Source organism: Stenotrophomonas sp. GSD10 (assembly GCF_056172695.1).
This window is the reverse complement of sequence record NZ_JAOCMC010000002.1, coordinates 2,373,011-2,395,086: the sequence shown is the minus strand read 5'-3', so window position 1 is coordinate 2,395,086 and position 22,076 is coordinate 2,373,011. Positions and strand designations below refer to the sequence as shown.

Below are 22,076 nucleotides of genomic sequence, written 5' to 3'. Positions count from 1 at the left end.
CTGCGCCTGCGAGGCGCCCCGTTGATGGCGGGCCAGGGCAACAACGGCAACGGGATGCTGGAGCGGCGCCTGCACGAGCTGGCCGAGGAGCGCCGCCGGCTGGCGATGATCATCGACGGCACTGCGGCCGGTACCTGGGAATGGAACGTGCAGACCGGGCAGATGCGGGTCAACGCGCGCTGGGCCGAAATCGTCGGTTATCGACTGGACGAGCTGGAGCCGGTCTGCCAGAAGACCTTCCTGAAGCTGGTCCATCCCGATGACATCGCGCTGTCCGATGCGGCGCTGGAAGACCACTTCGAAGGGCGCAGCGACAACTACGCCTGCCTGCTGCGGATGCGCCACCGCAATGGCCAATGGATCTGGATCCAGGACCGGGGCAGGGTGTTCGAATGGGACGGGCAGGGGCGGCCGCTGTGGATGGCCGGCGCGCATGCCGATGTGACCGAACTGCAGCAGGCCCGGCATGACGCGGCCGAGACCCGCCAGCGCCTGCAGGCCGTGGTCGATGCCTCCGACGAGGTGGCGGTGATCGCCACCGATACCGATGGCACCATCACCCTGTTCAATACCGGCGCAGAGCGGCTGCTGGGCTACAGCGCCGCTGAGGTGGTCGGCCAGCGCAGGCTCGACGCCTTCCACGACCCCCAGGAGCTTAGAACCTGGCTGCAACCGCAGGCCGCGGCCGACGGCACGCTTCCAGGCGTGTTCGAGGCGCTCAGCGCGCGCGCCGACGGCCAGACGTATTCACGGCAATGGACCCTGCTGCGCAAGGATGGCCAGTCGCGCCAGGTGCGGCTGTCGATCAGCCGGATGGATGGCGCTGACGGCCTGCGCATCGGCTACGTCGGCATGGCCATCGACATCACCGAGATCCTGCAGGCACGCGCCGAAGCGCGCCTGTCGGCGGAGAAGTTCGCCGGCGCGTTCACCTCCGCCGCACTGGGCATGGCGCTGGTGTCGCTGGAAGGGCGCTGGCTGGACGTCAACGACGCGCTGTGCCGGATCCTCGGCTATCCGCGCGAGGAACTGCTGCAGGTCGATTTCCAGCGCCTGACCCATGCCGATGACCTGCAGGCCGATCTGGCCCTGGTACAGGACCTGCTGGCGGGCCGGCGCAGCCACTACCATCTGGAAAAGCGCTATCTGGACCGCGATGGCCGCACCATCTGGGCGCGCCTGTCGGTCTCGCTGGTGCGCAACGAGCATGGCGAACCGCTGCATTTCGTCTCGCAGATCCAGGACATCACCGCCCAGCGCAGCAGCGAGCAGCGCCTGTTCGAGAGCGAGCAGCGCAGCCGCATCACCCTGGATGCGGTGGCCGACCTGGTGCTCAGCGTCAACCTTGACGGTCGCATCGACTACGCCAATGCGGCGGCGGTGCGCACCCTGGCCGGCGATGGCGCCTTGTCGCTGGCCGGGCACAAGGTGCAGGACGTGCTGTCGCTGACCACCGAATATGCGCCCGGCTCGGTGCTGGACGTATCGGTGCTGCTGGACCCGGAAAGCAACGCCGTGGACCTGCATGCCGATCTGCTGCTGCGGCTGGGCAGCGCCACGGTGCCGGCGGATCTGACCCGTGCCTGGCTGCGCGACGACGAAGGCCATGTACGCGGCGCGGTGTGGGTGCTGCGCGATGACACCCAGCAGCGCGCACGCCAGCGCGAGGCCCGCCACCTGGCCGAGATCGACCCGCTGACCGAACTGAGCAACCGCCGTGGTTTCGAGGTGCATCTGCAGCAGGCGATCACCCGCGTTGAACGGACCGGGCAGGCCGCGTCGCTGATGTATATCGACCTGGACCGCTTCAAGCCGGTGAACGACACCTGGGGGCACCTGGCCGGCGATGCCGTGTTGTGGGCGGTGGCCAGCGTGCTGCGGCACGGCGTGCGTGATTCGGACGTGGTGGCACGCCTGGGCGGCGATGAGTTCGCTGTGATCCTGTCCGGCTGCACGCCGCGCCGCGCTGCCCGCATCGGTGGCGAACTGCTGCATACGCTGGCGTCGCTGTCCATTCCCTGGGACCAGCACCGGCTGCGGGTCGGTGCCAGCATCGGCATTGCGCCGTTGGCCGGCGGCATGAGCGTGGACCAGGCGGTGGCCGCCGCCGATGCCCAGTGCTACCGGGCCAAGGCGATGGGCCGCAACAACGTGCAGGTGCAGGGCGAACTGTCCGACCTGCCGGGCGAGGACGGTGAGGCCGGCTGAACCGGCCTGCACCGCCGGTGCGGATGAAGGATGTTTCATTTGCCCGCGTCGGCCGATTTGGCGAGCATGGGCGAGCCTGGACTTCAGCGGTGCCCATGTCGCGCGTATTGACCATCGAGGATGATGCCATCACCGCCCAGGAAATCCTGGCCGAACTGGCCAGCCATGGCCTGCAGGTGGACTGGGTGGCCGACGGCCGCGAAGGCCTGGTGCGGGCGGCCAGCGGTGACTACGACGCGATCACGCTGGACCGCATGCTGCCCGGCCTGGATGGCCTGGCCATCGTCACCACGCTGCGCCGGATCGGCATCGATACGCCGGTGTTGATGCTCAGTGCGTTGTCCGACGTCGACGAGCGCGTGCGCGGCCTGCGCGCCGGCGGCGACGACTACCTGACCAAGCCGTTCGCTTCGGATGAGATGGCCGCGCGGGTAGAAGTGCTGCTGCGCCGGCGCCAACGCTTGGCCGGCAACGAGACCGTGCTGCGGGTGGGCGACCTGCAGCTGGACCTGCTGGCGCGCACCGCCCATCGCGGCGGGCGCAGCCTGAGCCTGCTGCCGACCGAGTTCAAGCTGCTGGAGTACCTGATGCGCAATGCCGGCCAGGTGCTGACCCGGATGATGCTGTTCGAGGAAGTGTGGGGCTATCACTTCGACCCGGGTACCAACCTGATCGATGTCCATATCGGCCGCCTGCGGCGCAAGCTGGACCACCCCGATGCACCATCGCTGATCCGTACCGTGCGCGGTAGCGGCTATGTCCTCAGCGAAACTGTCTGACGGCTGGCGTTCGTCCAGCAGTCGCCTGCTGGGCCTGTACAGCCTGCTGTTCGTGGCCTGGTCCTGCGCATTGCTGGGCGTGCTGTACTGGCGGGTGTCGCTGTACCTGGACGAGCTGGCACAGTCTGCCGTGCTGCAGCGCGCGCACCTGTTCGAGCATTTCACCGGTGACGGGTTGACCGCAGCGCTGCGCGAGAACCGACGCTACGACCTGCATGGCATTGATGCCTACGGGCTGTTCACGCCCGAGGGCAAGCCGCTTGCCGGCATGCTGAAGTCGCTGCCCGCACAGCTGCCGCCGGATGGCAGCGCGCACCCGGTGTCGGGGCTGCCGATCAACGATGCCTACGCCCGTGGCAAGCGCGGCTTCGGCGTGGCCATGCCGACCCGCGACGGCCGCATCCTGGTGCTGGTGCGCTACAGCGGGCCGTTGAACCAGGTCAACCATCTGATCCTCGATGCACTGTTGTGGGGAGTTTCGCTGACCCTGCTGCCCGGCCTGCTGGGCTGGCACCTGCTGCGGCAGCGGCCGCTGCGGCGCATCCAGGCCATCGAGCAGGCCACCGCCCGCATCGTGGCCGGCGACTTGGGCCGGCGTCTGCCGTTGTCCGACCGTCGCGATGAGCTGGACATGCTGGCGGCCATCGTCAATGCGATGCTCGACCGCATCGAACAGCTGATGACCGAGGTCAAGGGTGTGTGTGACAACATCGCCCATGACCTGCGCACGCCGCTGACGCGCGTTCGTGCGCAGCTGTACCGCATGCGCCAGCAGGTGGCCGATGGTGATCCGCAGTCACTGGCGCTGGAGCAGGTGCTGGAGGAGACCGACACCCTGATGGCGCGCTTCCGCGCGCTGCTGAGGATTTCCGAACTGGAAGACCATCAGCGCCGTTCCGGTTTCAGCACGCTGGCGCCGGACGCGCTGCTGCAGGAGATCCACGCCTTCTATGCGCCGCTGGCGGAAGAGAAGGGGCAGCTGTTGCTGCTTGAGCTGGCCACCGATCTGCCGGGCGTGATCGGTGACCGCGGCCTGTTGTTCGAAGCGATCGGCAATCTGCTCGACAACGCGATCCGGTTCGCACCGGAAGGCGGCCGTGTGCAGCTTTCGGCGCGGGTGGAGCAGGGCGCTACCTGCATCGTGGTGGAGGATTCCGGGCCGGGCATTGCCGAGGCCGAGCGCAGCCTGGTGTTCCAGCGTTTCCATCGCGCGGAGGCCAGCAAGGGCGGTGGCTTCGGGCTGGGGCTGTCGATCGTGGCGGCGATTGCCGGGTTGCATGGATTCCGCCTGCAGGCGGGAGAGTCGACGCTGGGCGGCGCGCGGTTCAGCCTGCTGTGCCGTCCGCAGGTGCTGTAGGGAGTGGTCTTTTGCAGGGCTTGCAGCCCTGCACCTGCTGCAATCAACGTCAACGTCAAACGCCGGGGTTGCTGTGGGTAGGCGGGGTGGGTCCGGTTGCGGGGGCGTGAGCCGCATGGATGCGGCGACCGAGCTTACATGGACGTACTTGCAGCGTCCCCCGCAACCGGACCCACCCCGCCTTCGACAATTTCCCGCGGCTGTTGGTGCAAGCTGCTCCTGGTGGGTGCCGACCGTTGGTCGGCACTGGGTCGGGTTCCAGATGAAATTTGATGTCTGACAGTTGTGTCGACCAACGGTCGACACCTACCAACAGCCGCGCGGACCAACAGTCGCAGTTTCCAACAGCCGCGTGAAACTGTCCAAGGCGGGGCACTGTGGGTTTGCGGGCTGTGAGCCGCATGGATGCGGCGACCAAGCCCCCATGGACGGGTTTACGGCGCCCCCGCAAACCCACAGTGCCCCGCCAACCCCAGCAATCCGCTCTGGCTTTTGATGTTGACGTTGATCCGGCGGGTGCAGGGCGCCGCCCTGCCGAACCCACCTCCTTCATGAAATATGTTTCATCTGCGGCACAGCCTTGTTTTAGCTGGCAACGCCGATACTTGCCGACCTGCGCTGCCCGCGGTGGGCAGTGGCACCGCTGGAGAGCCGCATGCTCGGGTTGGTCAGGACCGCGCTCAACAAGCCTTACACCTTCGTGGTGATGGCCATTTTCATCTGCATCGTCGGTCCGCTCAGCGCACTGCGCACCCCCACCGATGTGTTCCCCGACATCGGCATCCCGGTCATCGCGGTGGTCTGGCAGTACACCGGCCTGTCGCCGGATGCGATGGCCGGTCGCGTGGTCTCCCCTTACGAGCGCGCGCTGAGCACCACCGTCAATGACATCGAGCACATCGAGTCGCAGTCACTGGCCGGCATGGGCGTGGTCAAGGTGTTCTTCCAGCCGGGCGTGGACATCCGCACCGCCAATGCGCAGATCACCGCCATCTCGCAGACCATCGTCAAGCAGATGCCGGCCGGCATGACGCCGCCGCTGATCCTCAACTACAGCGCCTCCACCGTGCCGGTGCTGCAGATGGCGTTCTCCAGCCCGACCCTGGGCGAATCGCAGATCCGTGATCTGGCGCAGAACACCGTGCGGCCGCCGCTCACCTCGATTCCCGGGCTGGCCATTCCCGCACCGTACGGCGGCAAGCAGCGCCAGATCACCCTCGATCTGGACCCGCAGGCGATGGCGGCCAAGGGATTGTCGGCACAGGACGTGGGCAATGCGCTGGCCGCGCAGAACCAGATCACCCCGGTCGGCACTGCCAAGCTGGGCAGCAGCGAGTTCACCGTACTGCTCAACAACAGCCCCAGCCAGATCGAGGCGCTGAACGATCTGCCGATCCGCACCGTCAACGGTGCGGTGGTCACCATTGGACAGGTTGCCCATGTCCGTGATGGCGCGCCGCCGCAGACCAACATCGTGCGCGTCAACGGCGGGCACTCGGTGCTGATGGCCGCGCTGAAGAATGGCGATGCCTCCACCCTCACCCTGGTCAGTCGCATCCGCGGCATGCTGCCGCAGATCGCCGAAACGCTGCCGCCGTCGCTGAAGATCTCATTGCTGGGGGATGCCTCCACCTTCGTGCGCGAATCGATCAGCAGCGTCGCCCGCGAAGGCATCATCGCCGCGCTGCTGACCAGCGTGATGATCCTGGTGTTCCTCGGCAGCTGGCGCTCGACAGTGATCATCGCCGCGTCGATTCCGCTGGCGGTGCTGTCGGCCATCGCGCTGCTGTCGGCCGCCGGGCAGACGCTCAACGTGATGACGCTGGGCGGCCTGGCGCTGGCGGTGGGCATCCTGGTCGACGATGCCACGGTCACCATCGAGAACGTCAACTGGCACCTGGAGCAGGGCAAGGGCGTGCGCGAAGCAATCCTCGATGGCGCCGCGCAGATCGTCGGCCCGGCATTCGTGTCGCTGCTGTGCATCTGCATCGTGTTCGTGCCGATGTTCCTGCTCGATGGCATTGCCGGCTACCTGTTCCGGCCGATGGCACTGGCGGTGATCTTCGCCATGGCCAGTTCGTTCGTGCTGTCGCGCACGCTGGTGCCGACCATGGCGCTGTACCTGTTGAAACCGCATCGGGTGGAGGCAGGCGCCGGTCATCATCCCGAAGATGCCTTCCTCAACCATCACGAAGGTGACCATCCGCAGCCCCGCCGCGCGCGCCTCACCGCCACGCTGCTGCGCTGGCAGCAGCGCTTCGAGGCTGGTTTCTCCGCCACCCGCGACCGTTACCACGCGCTGCTGGGCCTGGCGTTGGCCCACCGCGGGCGCTTCCTGGTCGGCTTCATGGCCTGCGTGCTGCTGTCCTTCGCGCTTCTGCCGACACTGGGCCAGGACTTCTTCCCGGCCACCGAAGCCAGCGCACTGTCGCTGCACGTGCGCCTGCCGCTGGGCACGCGCATCGAGGAAACCGCTGCGGCCTTCGATCGCATCGAAGCGCGCATCCGCCAGGAGATCCCGCCGCACGAGATCGATGCCATCGTCGACAACCTTGGCCTGCCGATGACCGGCATCAACATGGCCTACAGCGCCAGTGGCACCATCGGTCCACAGGATGGTGACATCCAGGTCTCGTTGAAGCCGGGACATGGTGATGCGGCAGCGTACGAGAAGCATCTTCGCGAAGTGCTGCCGGCCGCGTTCCCGGGTGCCAGCTTCGCCTTCCTGCCGGCCGACACCAGCAGCCAGATCCTCAACTTCGGTTCACCGGCGCCGCTGGATATCCGCATCGCCGGGCCGGACGCAGCCGGCAACCGTGCCTATGCGCAGGAACTGCAGCGCCGCCTGCGCCACGTGCCGGGACTGGTCGACCTGCGCCTGCAGCAGCCCGACGGCTATCCCACCTTGAAGGTGGACGTTGATCGCCTGCGCGCCAATGGCCTGGGCATCACCGAACGCGACGTCACCAACAGCATGGTGGCCTCGCTGGCCGGTAGTGGCCAGGTGGCCCCCACGTTCTGGCTGAGCCCGAAGAACGGCATCTCCTACGGCGTGGTCGCGGCGACGCCGCAGTACCGCATGGACAGCCTGGCCGCGCTGCAGGCGTTGCCGGTGACCGGCAGCGGTGGCGTGCCGCAGGTGCTGGGCGGACTGGCCGACATCCAGCGCGGTTCCAGCTCGGCGGTGGTGACCCACTACAACGTGCAGCCCACGCTGGACCTGTTTGCCAGCGTGCAGGGCCGCGACCTGGGCGCGGTGGCGGCCGACGTGCAGAAGGTCATCGACGGCATGGCCGGCCAGCGTCCGCGCGGCACCGAGGTTGGCCTGCACGGGCAGATCGACGCGCTGCATGTGGCCTTCACCGGCCTCGGCTACGGCCTGCTGGCCGCGATCGTGCTGATCTACCTGCTGATCGTCATCAACTTCCAGTCGTGGACCGACCCGTTCGTGATCATCACTGCGCTGCCGGCCGGGCTGGCCGGGGTGGTCTGGATGCTGTTCCTGACCCACACCACGCTGTCGGTGCCGGCGCTGACCGGCGCCATCCTCTGCATGGGCGTGGCCACGGCCAATTCGATCCTGGTGGTCAGCTTCTGCCGTGAGCGTCTGGCCGAACACGGTGATGCCGCCAAGGCCGCACTGGAGGCAGGTTTCACCCGCTTCCGCCCCGTCTGCATGACGGCGCTGGCGATGATCCTGGGCATGTTGCCGACCGCACTGTCCACCGAGCAGAACGCGCCGCTGGGCCGCGCGGTGATCGGTGGCCTGCTGCTGGCAACCTGCGCCACGCTGATCTTCGTGCCCGTGGTGTTCGCGCTGGCCCATTCCCGTAAAACCCGTACTGCTCCTGCCGGAGAACCCCTGCATGTCTGAGTCTTCGCTGCCGCAGCGTTCGCTGCGCCGTCCTTTGCTCCTGGCCGCTGCGGTGGCGCTGGTGCTGGTGGCCGCCGGTCTGGCCCTGCGCGCACAGCAGGCACACGCGGTGGTCGAGTGGACCGAGCGCCAGGCGGTTCCTTCGGTGCAGGTGGTCACTGCGGGAGAGCAGGGCGCTGCCGGTACCTTGACCCTGCCGGCGCACCTGAGCGCCTGGACCGAAGCGCCGATCCATGCCCGGGTGGGCGGCTACCTGAAATCCTGGAGTGCCGACATCGGCCAGCCGGTGAAGGCTGGGCAGGTGCTGGCGGTGATCGATAATCCGGAGCTGGATCAGCAGATCGCCCAGGCCCACGCCCACCTGCTGCAGGTGCAGGCCGACGCGGCGCTGGCCAAGGTCAGCGCCGAGCGCTGGCAGGGCATGCTGGGCAGCCATTCGGTATCGCGCCAGGAAGCGGACGAGAAGCAGGCCAACGCGGTGGCGGCGCAGGCCAGCGTGGAAGCGGCACAGGCCGACTACGCGCGGCTGCAGGAGCTGGGCCATTACCGCACGTTGCGCGCGCCGTTCGACGGCACGGTCACCTCGCGGCAGACCGACGTCGGCCAGTTGATCCGCGCCGATGACAGTGGCCGCGAGTTGTTCACCATCGCCGATACCCGCCGCCTGCGCCTGATGGTGCCGGTGCCGCAGAACAGCGCGGCCAGCATCCGGCCAGGACTGCAGGCCACGCTGCAGGTGCCGGGCCAGGACGGGGGCATTTCACGGCTACCCTGCAGGGTGATTCCAGCGCGATCGACCGCAGCTCGGGCACGCTGCTGGCGCAGTTCGTGGTCGACAACGCTGATGGCGCACTGCTGCCCGGCAGCTACGCGGAAGTATCGTTGCCACTGCAGGGCGGTGGTGCCGGCGTCAGCGTGCCGGCCGAGGTGCTGATCTTCCGGGCCAAGGGCACCCAGGTGGCGGTGGTTGATGGCAAGGACATCGTGCACCTGCGCGACATCCACATCGCCAGTGACCTGGGCAGCACGCTGCGCGTGGACCGTGGCCTGAAGGCGGGGGACCGGGTGATTCCCAACCCGCCGGATGCCTTGCGCGAGGGTGATCATGTGCGCGTGGTCGCCGGTAACGCGGAGCCTGCGCATGCCCGCGGTTGAGCGCGCAGCGGCGCTGGTGGCGGTAGCCGCGCTTGCAGGTTGTTCGCTGGCGCCGACCTATCAGCCGCCCTCGGTGGCGATGCCGGCGACCTACGAGCAGGTGCAAGCCCCGGCGGCTGCCGCGCCACTGCCACAGACTTGGTGGCAGGCGTTCCAGGACCCGCTGCTGGACCGGTTGCAGCAGCAGTTGCTGCAGGCCAATCCAACGCTGGCGTTGGCCGTTGCGCACTACGACGCGGCGCGTGCCGCCGCCGGGGAAGTGGCGTCGGCAGGTGCGCCGCAGGTCGGCTTCAGCACCGGGCCGGTGCGTCAGCGCCAATCCGATGACAAGCCGCTGCGCAGTGCCACCCAGCCGGCCCTCTATGACAGCAACACGGCCACATTCTCGTTGTCGTTCGATCTCGATCTGTGGGGGCGCCTGCGCAACGCCGCCGCCGCGGGCAAAGCGCGCGCCGAGGCCAGTGGCGATGACCTCGCCGCCGCGCGCCTGAGCCTTTCGCAGCAGTTGACCGGGTTGTACCTGCAGCTGAGAGGTACCCAGGCGCAGCAGGGGATCCTGCATGGCAGCATCGAGGACTACCGGCAGGCGCTGGCACTGACCGAGGACCGCTTCCGCGGTGAGATCGCCTCGGAACTGGACGTGTCCCGGGCACGGCATCAGCTGGCCAGCGCACAGGCTGACCTGGACGCGCTTGATGCACGCAACGAACTGGTGCGGCATGCCATCGCCGAGCTGGTCGGCGCACCTGCGAGCGGATTCGCGCTGGCCGATGCCGCGCTGCCGGCGCTGCCTGCGGTGCCGGCCGATCTGCCCAGCCACCTGCTGCAACGCCGGCCGGATATCGCTGCCGCCGAACGCCGGGTGTTTGCCGCCAACGCCGGCATCGGTGTGGCCCGTGCGGCGTGGTTCCCGCAGCTCAGCCTGAGCGGCTTGCTGGGGGACAGACCTCCGGTGGCAGCGCGTTGATCGAGGCAGGCAACCGCTACTGGGCGTTGGGCCCACTGGCGGCGTTGCCGGTGTTGGATGGCGGCCGGCGCAAGGCGGCCAAGGCCGAGGCCGATGCGGAGTTCGATGCGGCCTCGGCGCAGTATCGCGCGACCGTGCTGGCCGCGATCCGCCAGGTGGAAGACCAGTTGACCCTGTTGCGCCAGCTCGATGCCCAGCGCGGCCACGAGCAGGAGGCGGTGAGTGCGGCGCGGCGTGCCGAGCAGATCGCGCGTGACCGCTACGCCGGAGGTGTGGTCAGCTACCTGGACGTGGTCAGTGCGCAAACCGATGCGCGCCAGGCCCAGCTCGGCCTGCAGGACATCCAGAGCCGGCAGTTGCAGGCCAGCGCCGCGTTGATGGCGGCGCTGGGCGGCGGCTGGTCGCGATAGCCGCCGGAGGCGGTCTCAACCTGTGAGAGGGAGGGGCGGAACAATCGCCGCATCCTCCCGGACAAGAGAGCACAGGATGATCAGCTGGAATCGGAATGCCGTCGCCGCCTACGCACCGGCCATGGTCGGCTGGTGCCTGGCACTGGCCAGTGGCCTGCGCCTGGAACAGCTGCGCGACGATCGCCTCGCCCAGGCGATGCTGCCGCTGCTGCACAAGGGCGTGGTGGCCTCGCTGGTCCTCACCCTGGCGTGCACGGTGGTGGCCAGCGTGCTGCTGTGGCGAGGTGGCCACCGTGATCGCAGCGGCATCGATGCGGGCACTACAGCGGCGCGGCATCCATCAGCACGAACCGGCACGGCGCACGCTGGAAGGCGTTGATCCGGGGCACCAGGCGCTGGAAATGTTCGCTGGCGCAGTGGAGGTCGAGCGCGGCGCGGTCCGGCCATCGTTCGATGAAGACGAAGTGCCCCGGATCCTTCTGGTCGACGAACAGTTCATAGCCGAGGCAGAGCGGCTCGCGCTGCGTGCATGCAACCAGCTCGCGGTACAGGGGAAGCACGGTGTCCACGGCATCGGGATGGATGAAATCCTCGGCGATCACTTTCAGCATGTCGGCACCTGCAGCTCGGGCCCTGCAGGATAGTGCCGGCGCGCGGCCGGCACCTATCCCTCTCACTGCAATACTGCGTCCGCACTGACCAGCTGCACATCGTGCATCTGGTTGAGGTAGGCCTCGTAGTAGCCCTTGTGCGAGGCGCCGACGATGGTCAGCATGCGGCTGCCGGGGTGCTGGCCGAGCACGTCGCGCATGTTGGCCACCATGCGCAGGTTGCGGGTTTCCCAATAGCCGACATAGCTGCGGCCGAAGCCTTCGGTGGACGGCTCGACCAGGGCGGCGCCGAAGTCGCTGCGGTAGACGGTCATGGCCGTTCCCGCGGCGTTGTAGTCGCGATAGAGCGCGAGCATTCCCCGGGCTTGGCCAGGTTGGCGTACAGCACCTCATCGGCGGCGAAGCGTGCCGTGGTTGCCGGATTGTCCCAGGCCGCCTGCAGGGCCGCACCATAGGCCTTCTCCTTGTCCTTGGCCGTGGGCGTATCGGCGGTGTGGTCATCCACCTGCCACAGACGCTCCAGGCCCAGGCGCGCGGCCAGTACGGCGGCGATCATGCCGGCCTCGTCGCGGCGGGTCATGCGCTTGTCGAGGAACTGCACCAGTTCCGGGGTCAGGCTGTCGGCCGCGCGGCGCTCCTGCGGGGGCAGGCGCAGCCATTGCACCAACGCCGACCCGTGCTCGCCTGCGGCCAGGCACACGGCGGCCAGCCGGCGGCGCTGTGCCGGCGTCGGCGTATTCGGCCATTGCGCGAGCAGGCGCTCCATTTCGGCATTGGCTGTGGGCACATCCAGCCCGGTAGCGGCCCCCGCCGGCGCCGGGTCGATGCAGTAGGTCTCGACGCTTTCGGCGTAACGGGTCGGGTTGCGCCGCATGAAATCGCATTGCAGGCCGGACAGGTTCTCCACGGCGATGGCATTGGGCTGCCAGGCCTGCAGGCGCTGGAGCAGAGGCTCCAGCAGCGGCTGCAGGATGTCCGGTGTGAAGGTTTTCGGCAGGCCGGACAGATGCGGGCTGCCCAGCACCAGCACCTGGTTGGGGCGGCCTGCGGGCGGCCCCTTCAGCTGGTCGGGGTGGAAGTCTGGCCGATAGGTGGCATCGGCAGCGAACGTGCCGGTGCTGCACAGGCCCAGGATCAGGAAGCTGGCCAGGCGTGGGAACATGCGATCTCCGTGTCAGTGGACGTCCTGCAGTCCGCTGCATGCTGGCCACTTTCGTGTGCCGGGGAATCTCCCGTTGGTCATGCAAACCTTTTGTGCTTGAACTGCATCGGCGTTGCAGGCGAGGCTGTGGGCATCGACCGTGACGAAGCTGGACATGCCCACTGACGACTGGATCATCAACAGCCAGCGGCTGCGCCTTCGGCCGTTCACCCCGGCCGATGCGGACCAGGTGTTTGCCGCGATCACGCCGGGGCTGACCCGCTACATGGCGTTCGAACCGCCGGTGTCGGAGCAGGCCTTTGCTGCCGTCTGGCAGGCGTGGTTGCCCACCATCGCCGACGCGAGCGACATCACCTTCGTGATCCGCCGGCACGAGGATGAGGCGTTTCTCGGCCTGGCGGGTCTGCATCGTACCGCTGATGCGGAACCGGAACTGGGCATCTGGATCGCCGAAGCGATGCATGGGCAGGGCTACGGCCGTGAAGCCGTGGCGGCGGTGTGGGCGTACGCATCCCGGCGCCTGCACTGCGCTGCGTTCCGCTACCCGGTGGCCGAGCAGAACACGCGCAGCCGGCGCCTGGCCGAATCCCTCGGCGGCGCCCCGGTCGCACGTGAGCAAGCTGTGAAGTACGTCGCGGTTGTCTACCACATCCCCGCAGCAGCACCGGAAGATGCGACCGGCGTCGCTTAATTCGGCTAAAGCCACCCGCAACAACGCCGATATCCTCTCTGGATCCCGCTCCAGTCGCCCGCTGCAGGACCCCAGGCTGCCCCCGATGGGCGGCCCGCGCTGTGTGTTCCGCCGCTCCCAGATGCCGATCGCACCCGCACCAGATGTTCTTGCCAGCCGCTCGAGGGTGCCATCCGGCACCTGTAGTCCTTAGCAACTGAAGTTGCCGCCGGGCATCCCGCCCGTCGGGTCGCAACCCTTTGTCGGACACCGAGGATCAGACAATGCTCATTCCAGGCTTCACGGCGGGCGCGCAGGCGCCGGCCGAGCTGCATACCCGTTGGTCGCCGTGGCGCGCGCTGCTGGGCACCTTGGCCCCGCAGCATCGCGCCAGCACCGGTCCGGCAGCGAACGATCGCTCCGAACTGGAAGCCCAGGTCGCGGCGCTGCATCGGGTGCAGGCGGTCATCGAGTTTGCGCTCGACGGCACCATCCTGCAGGCCAATGACAATTTCCTGCAGGCGGTGGGCTATCGGCTGGAGGAGATCCAGGGCAAGCATCATTCCCTGTTCGTCGATCCGGAACAGGCGCGCAGCGCCGAGTACCGCGACTTCTGGGCGCGGCTGGGGCGTGGCGAGTTCGATGCCGGGCAGTACCGCCGCTTCGGCAAAGGCCAACGCGAAATCTGGATCCAGGCCTCGTACAACCCGGTGCTGGATCGCCAGGGGCGCCCGTACAAGGTGGTCAAGTTCGCTACCGATATCACCGCGCAGAAGCTGCAGGCGGCCGATTCGGCAGGGCAGCTGGCCGCGATCGGCAAGTCGCAGGCGGTGATCGAGTTCAGCCTGGACGGGCGCATCCTGTCAGCCAACGACAACTTCCTGGCCACCACCGGTTACAGTCTGGATGAGGTGCGTGGCCAGCATCATTCGCTGTTCGTTGAACCCAAACTTCGCAGCAGCGCCGAGTACCGCCAGTTCTGGGAAAAGCTCGGGCGCGGCGAATACGATGCCGGCCAGTACCGGCGGCTGGGCAAGGGCGGGCGCGAAGTCTGGATCCAGGCCTCGTACAACCCGATCCTCGATCTCAACGGCAAGCCGTTCAAGGTCGTCAAGTACGCCACCGACATCACCGCGCAGGTGCATGAAAACCAGGCCATGCAGCGTGCCGTGGCGCAGACTCGCGAAGTGGTGGCCGCAGCCAAGCAGGGCGATCTGACCCGGCGCGTGGCCACGGCCGGCACCCAGGGGCCGATCGGCGAACTGTGCGAGGGCGTGAATTCGCTGGTGGAGGCGATGGCCGCGATCATCAGCCAGATCAAGTTCGCCGCCGACACCATCGCGGTGGGCGCGACCGAAATCGCCCAGGGCAACAGTGACCTGTCGCAGCGCACCGAGCAGCAGGCGGCCTCGCTGGAGGAGACCGCCGTGTCGATGAAGGGCCTGGCCGACACCGTGCAGCGCACCGCCACCAACGCACGCCAGGCCAGCCAGCTGGCCGGTGGCGCCGCCGAGGTCGCTGCGCGCGGTGGCAGCGTGGTGCATGAGGTGGTGGAGACGATGGCGGTGATCAATGCGTCCTCGCGGCGCATCGTTGACATCATCGGGGTGATCGACGGCATCGCCTTCCAGACCAACATCCTGGCGCTGAATGCAGCGGTGGAGGCGGCACGCGCGGGCGAGCACGGCCGTGGCTTTGCCGTGGTCGCCACCGAGATCCGCGAGCTGTCGCAGCGTTCGGCCAGCGCGGCCAAGGAGATCAAGCAGCTGATCGATGCGTCGGTCGCCAACGTGGGGGCCGGCACCGCCCAGGTCGAAAGCGCTGGGCGCACCATGGACGAAATCGTGACCAACGTGCGCCGGGTCAGTGACCTGATGAGCGAGATCAGTACCGCCTCGCAGCAGCAGAGCGACGACATCCAGCAGATGAATCATGCGGTCGATCTGATCGATCAGGGTACCCAGCAGAATGCCGCGCTGGTGGAAGAGGCCTCGGCGGCGGCACGCAGCATGGAGGAGCAGTCGGCGCAGCTGCTGCAGACCGTCGCCGGCTTCCGCGTGCAGGGCAGCAGCGCCCATCCGCAGGGCGGCGCCGTCCTGCGCGCGGTCTAGGCACCACGGTCGGAGCGTTCGTCAGCGGCCGCCGTGGCGGTACGCACGCAGTTGCGGCCGGCGTGCTTGGCGCGGTAAAGGGCCTGGTCGGCGCGGTCGACCAGGTCACCCGGCGGCGCCTCCGCGCCAGCGGGCTGCCAGGCCACGCCGATGCTGATCGTCACGCTGTCCTCGGCGGCCGGCAGCGCGGCGGCTGCCACGGCGGCACGCAGCCGCTCACCTGTCTGCTCTGCGTGGGCGGTGTCGGGCGAGGGCAGGGCAGCGATGAATTCCTCGCCGCCGTAGCGGGCCAGCAGATCGTCGCCACGCTGCAGGCAGCCCTCGAGGATCGCCGCAACGGCCTGCAGCCGGCGGTCGCCTTCCGGATGCCCGTAGGTGTCGTTGAGCCGTTTGAAGTGATCGATGTCGATCATCAGTACTGCCAGCCCCAGGCCCTGGCGGCGCGCACGGCGATGAGCGCCGGCCAGTGACTCATCGAAGCTGCGGCGGTTGCCCAGCCCGGTCAGGGGATCGCGCCGGGCCAGCAGCTCCAGCTCATCGCGCTGGCGCTGGATCTCGATCTGGGTCAGCACGCTGCGCAGGGCGTAACCGAGCATGGCACCGATGAAGCCCACCGTCGCCAGGACCGGCTGCAGGCGGGCGACCAGCAGGGCCACCATCATCAGCAGCAGCGGCAGCATCAGCGGGACCCCGGCATCGACGACGCGGCGCAGATCGCGCGGCACAGCCACCGCCGGCCAGCGTCGCGTGCTGCCGGCCATCACCGCCAGCAGCACGAACAGTGCGCTGATCAGCAGGTCGGCCCACCCTCCGTCGGGTGCCTGGGGTTGCACCGTGTTGATGTACAACGCCAGCAGGAAGTAGCCCAGCGCGTAGATCGAAAGTGTCCGGAAGAAGTCGCGGCGGTCGGGATTGTCCTCAGCCAGGAAGCGGATGAGCGCGAAGCAGAACACCAGGCTGTTCTGCACGCTGCTCATGTTGTTCAGGCACTGCGTCCACAGCGCGGTGTTGAGAGGTGCCATGGCCCGCGTATGCAGGTAGTACAGCAACCAAAGCAGGGCAATGATCGCAAGGTCCACTGCACGGATGAAGCGGTTGCCGCCGCCCGGGCTTGCAGCTACGTAGGTCAGGGGGATCCGGTAGAACACGTACAGGATCAGTGTTGAGGCGGTCATCTGTGCAGGGGCCAGGCCGGCCACATTGCGGTAGAGCAGGGCCAGCAGGGCCAGTGAGAACAGGCCGACGGCCGCGCCGAGCAATCGCCACTTGCAGGCGGCCTGGCTGCGTCGCGCGCGCCGGGCGCAGGCCAGCGCCGCCAGCAGCGGAGCGGCCATCAGCATCAGATAGGAGCCGACCGGGTCTTCGGGGCCGATCAGGCCGATGACAAGCGCGTGCGTAACCAGGAACAACAATGCGGCACGCAACGTCATGCATTCCCCCGCCCCCAGCTCCGGCTGCGGTCACGATAGGCAGATGCGGGTGAGGCTGGCAAGAAAAGTGTGAACTTCGTTCACTGGCAACGTTGTCAGCAGAAGGCGGGTAATCCAGCGGGATGACGCGCTCGGTTCATCCGCATCGCGCCCAGGGTCGGCGCCGGGCCCTGCACATGCAAAAGGCCAGGTCGGGGACCTGGCCTTTGATGCAGTGGTGCCGGTGAAAGGACTCGAACCTTCATGGGGTTACCCCCGGCTGATTTTGAGTCAGCTGCGTATACCATTCCGCCACACCGGCAGGCAGCGTGCGAGTGTAACCGAGGTCGACAGGGCTTTCATAGAGGGAAGGCCGATCAGGGCGCTTCCTGTCGGCATAGGCCCTATGCTGGCTATACTGCGGCGGCTTGAATACCTCCAGGAGCGGTAGCCGATGACAGTGTTGCAGGACCTGAGGGTGCTGGTGGTCGAGAATGACGAGATGAGTGCGGCCCTGCTGCAGATGCAGCTGGTGCATGCTGGCGCGACCGTGGTCGGGCTGGCGGCAAGCGTGTCCGAAGCCCTGCAGCTGTTGTCGGAATCGCGCCCGGACGTGGCCCTGCTCGATTACCGTCTGGCCCGCAACGAAACCAGCGAACCGGTGGCGGCTGCGTTGTCGGCATGCGGCATTCCCTTCGTGCTGGCCACCGGCATGCTGGCCGAGCAGATTCCCGAATCGATGCGCAGCGGCGTGCTGCTGGTCAAGCCCTATCTGTCGGCCGACCTGTTCCAGGCACTGGTGCGCGCGGTCGGTCGTTCCAGCGTCAAGGCCTGAGCGGACACGTCCGTTTCGCCAGGCAGGTATGCTGGCGGGGCCTGAATGCTCAGGCCTACAAGGAGCGTGGCATGAAGAAGTGGATCAAGCGCATGGTTGCCGCCGGTGTCCTTTCGATGGCGGTCTTTGGTGGTACGGCGTCAGCCGCGTGGTGTGGCCAGCCCTGTTTCCAGCTCTACAAGAGCTGCATCGCGCGGGGCGGTGAGGTCGAGCAGTGCCTGCAGGAACAGGCGTTCTGCGAAGAGGCGATGTGCGGCGGCAACCCCTGATCCAGGAACCCCGCCCAGGCGGGGTTTTTCATCTGTGCGCGGCGCTCAGCCCGCTTCCTCGTAGACGTAGTGGATCTCCTCGCGGTCGTCGAGGATGCGGTATTGGCGCGCCAGGTCATCCGGGTCGGGATTGAGCCAGGCATCCAGGTGTTCCCTGCGGATCGGCACGACGCCGCGATCATGGCCGGCCGCGGCGACATCGCTGGGCGGCGCATCGGTGATCGTGGCAAATGAGAGCAGGCGTCCCTCCGGGCCTTCCCATTCCGCCCACAGGCAGGCCAGCAGCAGGTCGCGCGGTGGATCGGGACGGAACTCCAGCACCACATCCTGCTCTTTCTCGTCCGTGCCCAGTGTGCGCCCGGCCATCGCGTGGCGGGGCACGTGCTCATAGAACGCGCTGACCACCACGACACCGTGGCGCAGGCCGAAGGCGCCGCGCCAGTAGCCTTCCAGGCTGTCGCGGCGGGCGTTGTAGGTGCCGGGATAGAGCACGTCGTTGCGCGCGGGCTTGTCCGGCAACCGACATTGATAGCGCATCGGCTTGATCACCCTCTGGCCGTGCTCGCAGACCATCACCGGCGCGTAGGTGCCGGGAAAGATGCGGTTGTCGCGCGGCAGCAGCTGCACACGGTGCAGGTCTTCGAGCCTTGCCTGCGCGCGCTCGATGCGATTGCCGGCCACGCGCAGGTCGTTGCGCGCCTTCTGGGTGGGGCGCGTGGCAAGGGTGGCATGGGCGATGTCGCGACGCTCGCGCTGGCGGGCCAGCTCGGTCTCCAGTTGCTGCCGCTCCTGCGCGTGCCATTGCTGGATCCTGGCGACGATGTCGCGGCCCTGCTCGGTGCGTGCGCCGGCAAAGCCATCGTCCATGGCTTTGGGGGTCTTCGGGCGCTTCTTGCCGGGATCGTGTGCGTACAGCTCGGCAAATTCCTCCAGCGAGAGGATGGCGCCGAATTCACGCACCAGCTTGGCGTAGTCGGCGCGGATCAGGGCGGAATAGCACATGGGGACTCTGCCGACGTGGGTCGCAGCGGCTGCGACGCGGATGCGGCAGGATAGCCTGACCCTTTGGAGAGAGTGCATGAACGATTCTGTCGCCTGCCAGTTCCGCGAGGCCGTGCCCACGGTCGAAGACTACTGCCAGCTGCGCGTGCTTGCCGGCCTCAGCGCCAAGAGCCGGGAAGCGGCCGAGCGCGCGCTGCCCAATACCCTGTTCGGTGTGTGTGCCTATCAGGGGAGTGAACTGGTGGCGATGGGGCGCATCGTCGGCGATGGCGGTTGCCATCTGCAGGTCTGCGATATCGCGGTGCTGCCGCGGTTGCAGGGGCAGGGCCTGGGCAAGGAAGTGATGCGACGGCTCGATGCATGGATGCAGGCGAACCTGCCGCCGTCGGCGTACGTCAGCCTGCTGGCCGATGGCGAAGCGCATCGGTTGTATGCGCAGTTTGGTTTCGCGCCGACCGCGCCGGCCTCGATCGGGATGTATCGCCGGTTCTGAGGCGTGGAGGCGGTGAGGCCATCCACGCATGGCGTGGATGGCGCCTTCCCATAAATCGCAGGCAAAGAAAAACCCCGGCCGAAACCGGGGTTTTCAAGAATTGGCGTCCCCACGGGGATTCGAACCCCGGTCGCCACCGTGAAAGGGTGATGTCCTAGGCCTCTAGACGATGGGGACGCACGAAAACTTCAAGTTGTAGAACTTCGACGGCCTAATGTCGAAGTGGTGGAGCCAAGCGGGATCGAACCGCTGACCTCCTGCATGCCATGCAGGCGCTCTCCCAGCTGAGCTATGGCCCCAATGAAACTGCGGATGATCTGCCGGGAGCAGAGTCCGTTTTGAAACTGGCGTCCCCACGGGGATTCGAACCCCGGTCGCCACCGTGAAAGGGTGATGTCCTAGGCCTCTAGACGATGGGGACGCACGAAAAACTTCAAGTTGTAGAACCTTCGACGGCCTAATGTCGAAAGTGGTGGAGCCAAGCGGGATCGAACCGCTGACCTCCTGCATGCCATGCAGGCGCTCTCCCAGCTGAGCTATGGCCCCGTGTTACCGAGCCGCCTATCATACCTGCGTGTTCACGTTTGTGGAAGCTTTTTTGAACTTTTTTCGTTCCGGTTCAACCGCGGCCACGAGGGCAGGGGAACCGCAACGCCACAACCTGAATGCCGGTAGGCGGTGAACAAAAAGACCCGGTTATCGGCCGGGTCCTCGTTGTTCGTGATGAGTGGCGTCCCCACGGGGATTCGAACCCCGGTCGCCACCGTGAAAGGGTGATGTCCTAGGCCTCTAGACGATGGGGACGCAGATCTCATCAATGTTCTTTGCGACCTTTCGACGGCCTAATGCCGAAAGTTTGGTGGAGCCAAGCGGGATCGAACCGCTGACCTCCTGCATGCCATGCAGGCGCTCTCCCAGCTGAGCTATGGCCCCACGTCGCTGAGGAGCGAAATAATAGCCTTGCCCCAGGGGGTTGGCAAGCATTTGTTGCACTTTTCTTCACGTCGATCGCGACGGCGATGTCACGCCTCCGGGCTCATGCGTTGCCATCGGTCAAGGCAGCCAGGATCGGGCATTGATCCAGCGTGCCATGACCGGGGCAGGCCTCGACCAGCTGCGACAGGGCCGCATGCATGCGTTGCAGTTCCGCCATCCGTTGTGCGATGTCGTGCAGGCGTGCCTGCGCCGTGTTGCGCACGCTGCCCATGTCATGCCGGTGCTGATCGCTGAGGGCCAGCAGTTCGCCGATCTCCTCCAGGCTGAATCCCAGCGCCTTGGCGCGGCGGATGAAGCGCAGGCGACGCAGATCAGGCTCGCCGAAGATGCGATAGCCCCCGGCCGAGCGTGCTGCCGGGGGCAGCAGCTGCTGGCGCTCGTAATAGCGCACCGTATCGATCGGTACGCCGGCCTGGCGTGCCAGTTGACCAATGTTCATGGCGGATTCCTGCGGATGCTGGCGCCATTTTGAAGCCTTGAGTCCGCTCCAGGGTCAAGGGACGTCCGTGCGCCGCATTCAGCCTACTTTGCAACTTTCTTCATAGCCCCGCTGCTGGAGCAGTTCCTACCCTGCGCCTGAACTGGCCGCGCGATGGCCTGCAACGAACCGAGGAGGGGCTGTGGAAGGATTCAGGAACGAAGGATTCGTCGAGGTGGGGGTGGTGGAGTATCCCGGAGGAGACCCATCTGCGGCCTCGGTGCTGACTGAGATGGCCCATGTGGCCAACCGGCTTGCCCACCAGCAGCGGCGACCGTTCAAGCGCGTCGTGGTGACGCGCTGGATCGTGCCGGCCAGCCAGACCGGGGTGCATCGCATCGCCGGCGCGGAGATCCTCGATGCGGACATTCCTGGCGTGGTCGCCGTACCGGGCCAGATCAGCCAGGGTGTCTGCCTGCGCGCCGACGAGATCCTGCTGGATTGGCTGCGCGCGCATTACGACGGCGGCAGCCTGCTGGCCGCCGCAGGCGATGGCGTCAGCGTGCTGGCGCGCGCCGGGCTGCTGGCCGGGCGCACCATCTGTGCGCTGGATTGCGGCCGTCACGCCGGTCTGCAGGGGCAGGCGGCCAGCTGGGTGCCGAGCGAGCGTGCACTGGTCGATGATGGCGATCTGCTGACCGTCGCGGGCAGCCAGGCCTGGCGGTTCCTCGGCCTGCGCCTGCTCTATCGCCTGCACGGCCAGGGGTGGCCAATGCCGTGGCCCAGCAGCTGGGGGTTACCGTTCCGGCGGGGATCCAGCAGGACCTGGAGCGCTTCAGTGCCAATTTCGCCCATGGCGACCGCGATGTGCTGAAGGCGCAGCGCTGGCTGCATACCACCGCCGCGCGCGGCGCCACGTTGAGTGCGATCTGCGAAGTGTCAGGGCTGGAGCCACGTACGTTGCAGCGGCGCTTCCTCAGGGCCACCGGTCTGCGCCCCATCGAGTACTGCCAACGCCTGCGCATCGCCAAGGCGCAGACGCTGCTGCAGCAGGGGGCTGGCATCGATGAGGTGGCGTGGGGTGTGGGCTATGCCGATCAGAGTGCATTCCGACGCCTGTTCCTTCGCATCGTAGGCATGACACCGGCCAACTATCGCCGCCTGGTCAACCACAAGCGGCGCGAGCGTCCGCTGATGCCCTCGGTGGCCGGCAGCCTGCGCGGACTGCAACCTGCGGCCGGCGCGCAGATGCGACGCAGTGCGGCCTGATGCGGAAGGCATGGAGCGGGCGCTGCACTTGCATCCTGGGCGCGGCGCTTCGACCATGCAGTCAGCACACGAGTGAACGGG

Annotated in this window: 18 protein-coding genes, 7 tRNA genes and 2 pseudogenes; 15 read left to right on the top strand and 12 right to left on the bottom strand. The window is 67.3% G+C overall.

Going from position 1 to position 22,076, the window contains the following annotated elements:
• The first annotated feature begins 24 nt into the window (after positions 1–24).
• From N4G47_RS11300 to N4G47_RS11260, 9 genes are all read left to right on the top strand, one after another.
• Entirely contained in the window at positions 25–2,208 is a 2,184-nt protein-coding gene (locus tag N4G47_RS11300; protein ID WP_475287185.1) for a PAS domain S-box protein, read from the top strand.
• 95 nt (positions 2,209–2,303) lie between these two features.
• Positions 2,304–2,987 (top strand): response regulator transcription factor, encoded by a 684-nt coding sequence (locus tag N4G47_RS11295; protein WP_475287183.1) that lies wholly within the window; start codon positions 2,304–2,306, stop codon positions 2,985–2,987.
• Complete coding sequence (locus N4G47_RS11290; RefSeq protein ID WP_475287181.1) at positions 2,965–4,344, top strand: sensor histidine kinase; 1,380 nt, start codon at positions 2,965–2,967, stop codon at positions 4,342–4,344. Before N4G47_RS11295 ends, N4G47_RS11290 begins: the two co-directional genes overlap by 23 nt.
• A 655-nt stretch (positions 4,345–4,999) precedes the next feature.
• Positions 5,000–8,218, top strand: coding sequence for an efflux RND transporter permease subunit (locus N4G47_RS11285; RefSeq protein WP_475287179.1), 3,219 nt, complete (start codon positions 5,000–5,002; stop codon positions 8,216–8,218).
• The gene (locus N4G47_RS11280) at positions 8,211–9,152 is read left to right on the top strand and encodes an efflux RND transporter periplasmic adaptor subunit (protein ID WP_475287177.1); all 942 of its coding nucleotides are present in this window, start codon (positions 8,211–8,213) and stop codon (positions 9,150–9,152) included. The genes N4G47_RS11285 and N4G47_RS11280 overlap by 8 nt, the downstream gene beginning before the upstream one ends.
• Complete coding sequence (locus tag N4G47_RS11275; RefSeq protein ID WP_475287175.1) at positions 9,101–9,373, top strand: permuted SH3 domain-containing protein; 273 nt, start codon at positions 9,101–9,103, stop codon at positions 9,371–9,373. Before N4G47_RS11280 ends, N4G47_RS11275 begins: the two co-directional genes overlap by 52 nt.
• Positions 9,360–10,340 (top strand): efflux transporter outer membrane subunit, encoded by a 981-nt coding sequence (locus N4G47_RS11270; RefSeq protein ID WP_475287173.1) that lies wholly within the window; start codon positions 9,360–9,362, stop codon positions 10,338–10,340. The genes N4G47_RS11275 and N4G47_RS11270 overlap by 14 nt, the downstream gene beginning before the upstream one ends.
• Positions 10,337–10,750 carry a TolC family protein gene (locus N4G47_RS11265; RefSeq protein ID WP_475287170.1) on the top strand — a complete coding sequence of 138 codons (414 nt, stop codon included), beginning with the start codon at positions 10,337–10,339 and terminating at the stop codon, positions 10,748–10,750. Before N4G47_RS11270 ends, N4G47_RS11265 begins: the two co-directional genes overlap by 4 nt.
• A 76-nt stretch (positions 10,751–10,826) precedes the next feature.
• On the top strand, positions 10,827–11,129 hold the full coding sequence (locus tag N4G47_RS11260; protein ID WP_475287168.1) for a hypothetical protein: 303 nt from the start codon (positions 10,827–10,829) through the stop codon (positions 11,127–11,129).
• Here N4G47_RS11260 and N4G47_RS11255 read toward each other — a convergent pair.
• Together N4G47_RS11255 and N4G47_RS11250 are read right to left on the bottom strand one after the other, a co-directional pair.
• Positions 11,071–11,361: a putative quinol monooxygenase gene (locus N4G47_RS11255; RefSeq protein ID WP_475287166.1), complete on the bottom strand. Its 291-nt coding sequence runs from the start codon at positions 11,359–11,361 to the stop codon at positions 11,071–11,073. The genes N4G47_RS11260 and N4G47_RS11255 overlap by 59 nt on opposite strands.
• Positions 11,362–11,423: 62 nt before the next feature.
• Positions 11,424–12,523: pseudogene (locus tag N4G47_RS11250) on the bottom strand (DUF5694 domain-containing protein).
• Positions 12,524–12,677: 154 nt separating this feature from the next.
• On the opposite strand from N4G47_RS11250, the gene N4G47_RS11245 reads away from it, so the two are divergent.
• Positions 12,678–13,214 (top strand): GNAT family N-acetyltransferase, encoded by a 537-nt coding sequence (locus N4G47_RS11245; RefSeq protein ID WP_475287164.1) that lies wholly within the window; start codon positions 12,678–12,680, stop codon positions 13,212–13,214.
• Positions 13,215–13,477: 263 nt separating this feature from the next.
• Complete coding sequence (locus tag N4G47_RS11240; RefSeq protein WP_475287162.1) at positions 13,478–15,304, top strand: methyl-accepting chemotaxis protein; 1,827 nt, start codon at positions 13,478–13,480, stop codon at positions 15,302–15,304.
• Here N4G47_RS11240 and N4G47_RS11235 read toward each other — a convergent pair.
• Together N4G47_RS11235 and N4G47_RS11230 are read right to left on the bottom strand one after the other, a co-directional pair.
• Positions 15,301–16,734 carry a GGDEF domain-containing protein gene (locus N4G47_RS11235; protein WP_475287160.1) on the bottom strand — a complete coding sequence of 478 codons (1,434 nt, stop codon included), beginning with the start codon at positions 16,732–16,734 and terminating at the stop codon, positions 15,301–15,303. The genes N4G47_RS11240 and N4G47_RS11235 overlap by 4 nt on opposite strands.
• A 215-nt stretch (positions 16,735–16,949) precedes the next feature.
• Positions 16,950–17,035 (bottom strand) — tRNA-Leu (locus N4G47_RS11230).
• Between the two features lie 132 nt (positions 17,036–17,167).
• On the opposite strand from N4G47_RS11230, the gene N4G47_RS11225 reads away from it, so the two are divergent.
• Positions 17,168–17,548, top strand: coding sequence for a response regulator (locus tag N4G47_RS11225; protein WP_107233169.1), 381 nt, complete (start codon positions 17,168–17,170; stop codon positions 17,546–17,548).
• Positions 17,549–17,619: 71 nt separating this feature from the next.
• The gene (locus N4G47_RS11220) at positions 17,620–17,817 is read left to right on the top strand and encodes a hypothetical protein (protein WP_010484956.1); all 198 of its coding nucleotides are present in this window, start codon (positions 17,620–17,622) and stop codon (positions 17,815–17,817) included.
• Positions 17,818–17,862: 45 nt separating this feature from the next.
• Here the strand turns inward: N4G47_RS11220 and N4G47_RS11215 are convergent, their stop codons facing one another.
• Positions 17,863–18,819 (bottom strand): SOS response-associated peptidase family protein, encoded by a 957-nt coding sequence (locus N4G47_RS11215; protein WP_475287157.1) that lies wholly within the window; start codon positions 18,817–18,819, stop codon positions 17,863–17,865.
• A 76-nt stretch (positions 18,820–18,895) separates the two neighbouring features.
• Between N4G47_RS11215 and N4G47_RS11210 the strand changes: the two genes are divergently transcribed.
• Positions 18,896–19,312: a GNAT family N-acetyltransferase gene (locus N4G47_RS11210; RefSeq protein WP_475287155.1), complete on the top strand. Its 417-nt coding sequence runs from the start codon at positions 18,896–18,898 to the stop codon at positions 19,310–19,312.
• Positions 19,313–19,413: 101 nt separating this feature from the next.
• On the opposite strand, the gene N4G47_RS11205 is transcribed toward N4G47_RS11210, so the two are convergent.
• From N4G47_RS11205 to N4G47_RS11175, 7 genes are all read right to left on the bottom strand, one after another.
• Positions 19,414–19,489: transfer RNA gene (locus tag N4G47_RS11205), tRNA-Glu, on the bottom strand.
• 46 nt (positions 19,490–19,535) lie between these two features.
• A tRNA-Ala gene (locus N4G47_RS11200) sits at positions 19,536–19,611 on the bottom strand.
• Positions 19,612–19,657: 46 nt separating this feature from the next.
• Positions 19,658–19,733 (bottom strand) — tRNA-Glu (locus N4G47_RS11195).
• A 49-nt stretch (positions 19,734–19,782) separates the two neighbouring features.
• Positions 19,783–19,858, bottom strand: a tRNA-Ala gene (locus tag N4G47_RS11190).
• A 182-nt stretch (positions 19,859–20,040) separates the two neighbouring features.
• A tRNA-Glu gene (locus N4G47_RS11185) sits at positions 20,041–20,116 on the bottom strand.
• A gap of 53 nt (positions 20,117–20,169) precedes the next feature.
• Positions 20,170–20,245: transfer RNA gene (locus N4G47_RS11180), tRNA-Ala, on the bottom strand.
• A 103-nt stretch (positions 20,246–20,348) separates the two neighbouring features.
• The gene (locus N4G47_RS11175) at positions 20,349–20,747 is read right to left on the bottom strand and encodes a heavy metal-responsive transcriptional regulator (protein WP_475287153.1); all 399 of its coding nucleotides are present in this window, start codon (positions 20,745–20,747) and stop codon (positions 20,349–20,351) included.
• Positions 20,748–20,928: 181 nt separating this feature from the next.
• Here N4G47_RS11175 and N4G47_RS11170 point away from each other — a divergent pair.
• Positions 20,929–21,995, top strand: a pseudogene (locus tag N4G47_RS11170) (GlxA family transcriptional regulator).
• Positions 21,996–22,076 lie beyond the last annotated feature (81 nt).

Bases quoted from the DNA above. Each gene is read 5' to 3' on its own strand.
- N4G47_RS11300 (WP_475287185.1), top strand. From the start codon at position 25: ATGGCGGGCCAGGGCAACAACGGCAACGGGATGCTGGAGCGGCGCCTG.
- N4G47_RS11295 (WP_475287183.1), top strand. From the start codon at position 2,304: ATGTCGCGCGTATTGACCATCGAGGATGATGCCATCACCGCCCAGGAA.
- N4G47_RS11290 (WP_475287181.1), top strand. From the start codon at position 2,965: ATGTCCTCAGCGAAACTGTCTGACGGCTGGCGTTCGTCCAGCAGTCGC.
- N4G47_RS11285 (WP_475287179.1), top strand. From the start codon at position 5,000: ATGCTCGGGTTGGTCAGGACCGCGCTCAACAAGCCTTACACCTTCGTG.
- N4G47_RS11280 (WP_475287177.1), top strand. From the start codon at position 8,211: ATGTCTGAGTCTTCGCTGCCGCAGCGTTCGCTGCGCCGTCCTTTGCTC.
- N4G47_RS11270 (WP_475287173.1), top strand. From the start codon at position 9,360: ATGCCCGCGGTTGAGCGCGCAGCGGCGCTGGTGGCGGTAGCCGCGCTT.
- N4G47_RS11260 (WP_475287168.1), top strand. From the start codon at position 10,827: ATGATCAGCTGGAATCGGAATGCCGTCGCCGCCTACGCACCGGCCATG.
- N4G47_RS11255 (WP_475287166.1), bottom strand. From the start codon at position 11,361: ATGCTGAAAGTGATCGCCGAGGATTTCATCCATCCCGATGCCGTGGAC.
- N4G47_RS11245 (WP_475287164.1), top strand. From the start codon at position 12,678: ATGCCCACTGACGACTGGATCATCAACAGCCAGCGGCTGCGCCTTCGG.
- N4G47_RS11240 (WP_475287162.1), top strand. From the start codon at position 13,478: ATGCTCATTCCAGGCTTCACGGCGGGCGCGCAGGCGCCGGCCGAGCTG.
- N4G47_RS11235 (WP_475287160.1), bottom strand. From the start codon at position 16,734: ATGACGTTGCGTGCCGCATTGTTGTTCCTGGTTACGCACGCGCTTGTC.
- N4G47_RS11225 (WP_107233169.1), top strand. From the start codon at position 17,168: ATGACAGTGTTGCAGGACCTGAGGGTGCTGGTGGTCGAGAATGACGAG.
- N4G47_RS11220 (WP_010484956.1), top strand. From the start codon at position 17,620: ATGAAGAAGTGGATCAAGCGCATGGTTGCCGCCGGTGTCCTTTCGATG.
- N4G47_RS11215 (WP_475287157.1), bottom strand. From the start codon at position 18,819: ATGTGCTATTCCGCCCTGATCCGCGCCGACTACGCCAAGCTGGTGCGT.
- N4G47_RS11210 (WP_475287155.1), top strand. From the start codon at position 18,896: ATGAACGATTCTGTCGCCTGCCAGTTCCGCGAGGCCGTGCCCACGGTC.
- N4G47_RS11175 (WP_475287153.1), bottom strand. From the start codon at position 20,747: ATGAACATTGGTCAACTGGCACGCCAGGCCGGCGTACCGATCGATACG.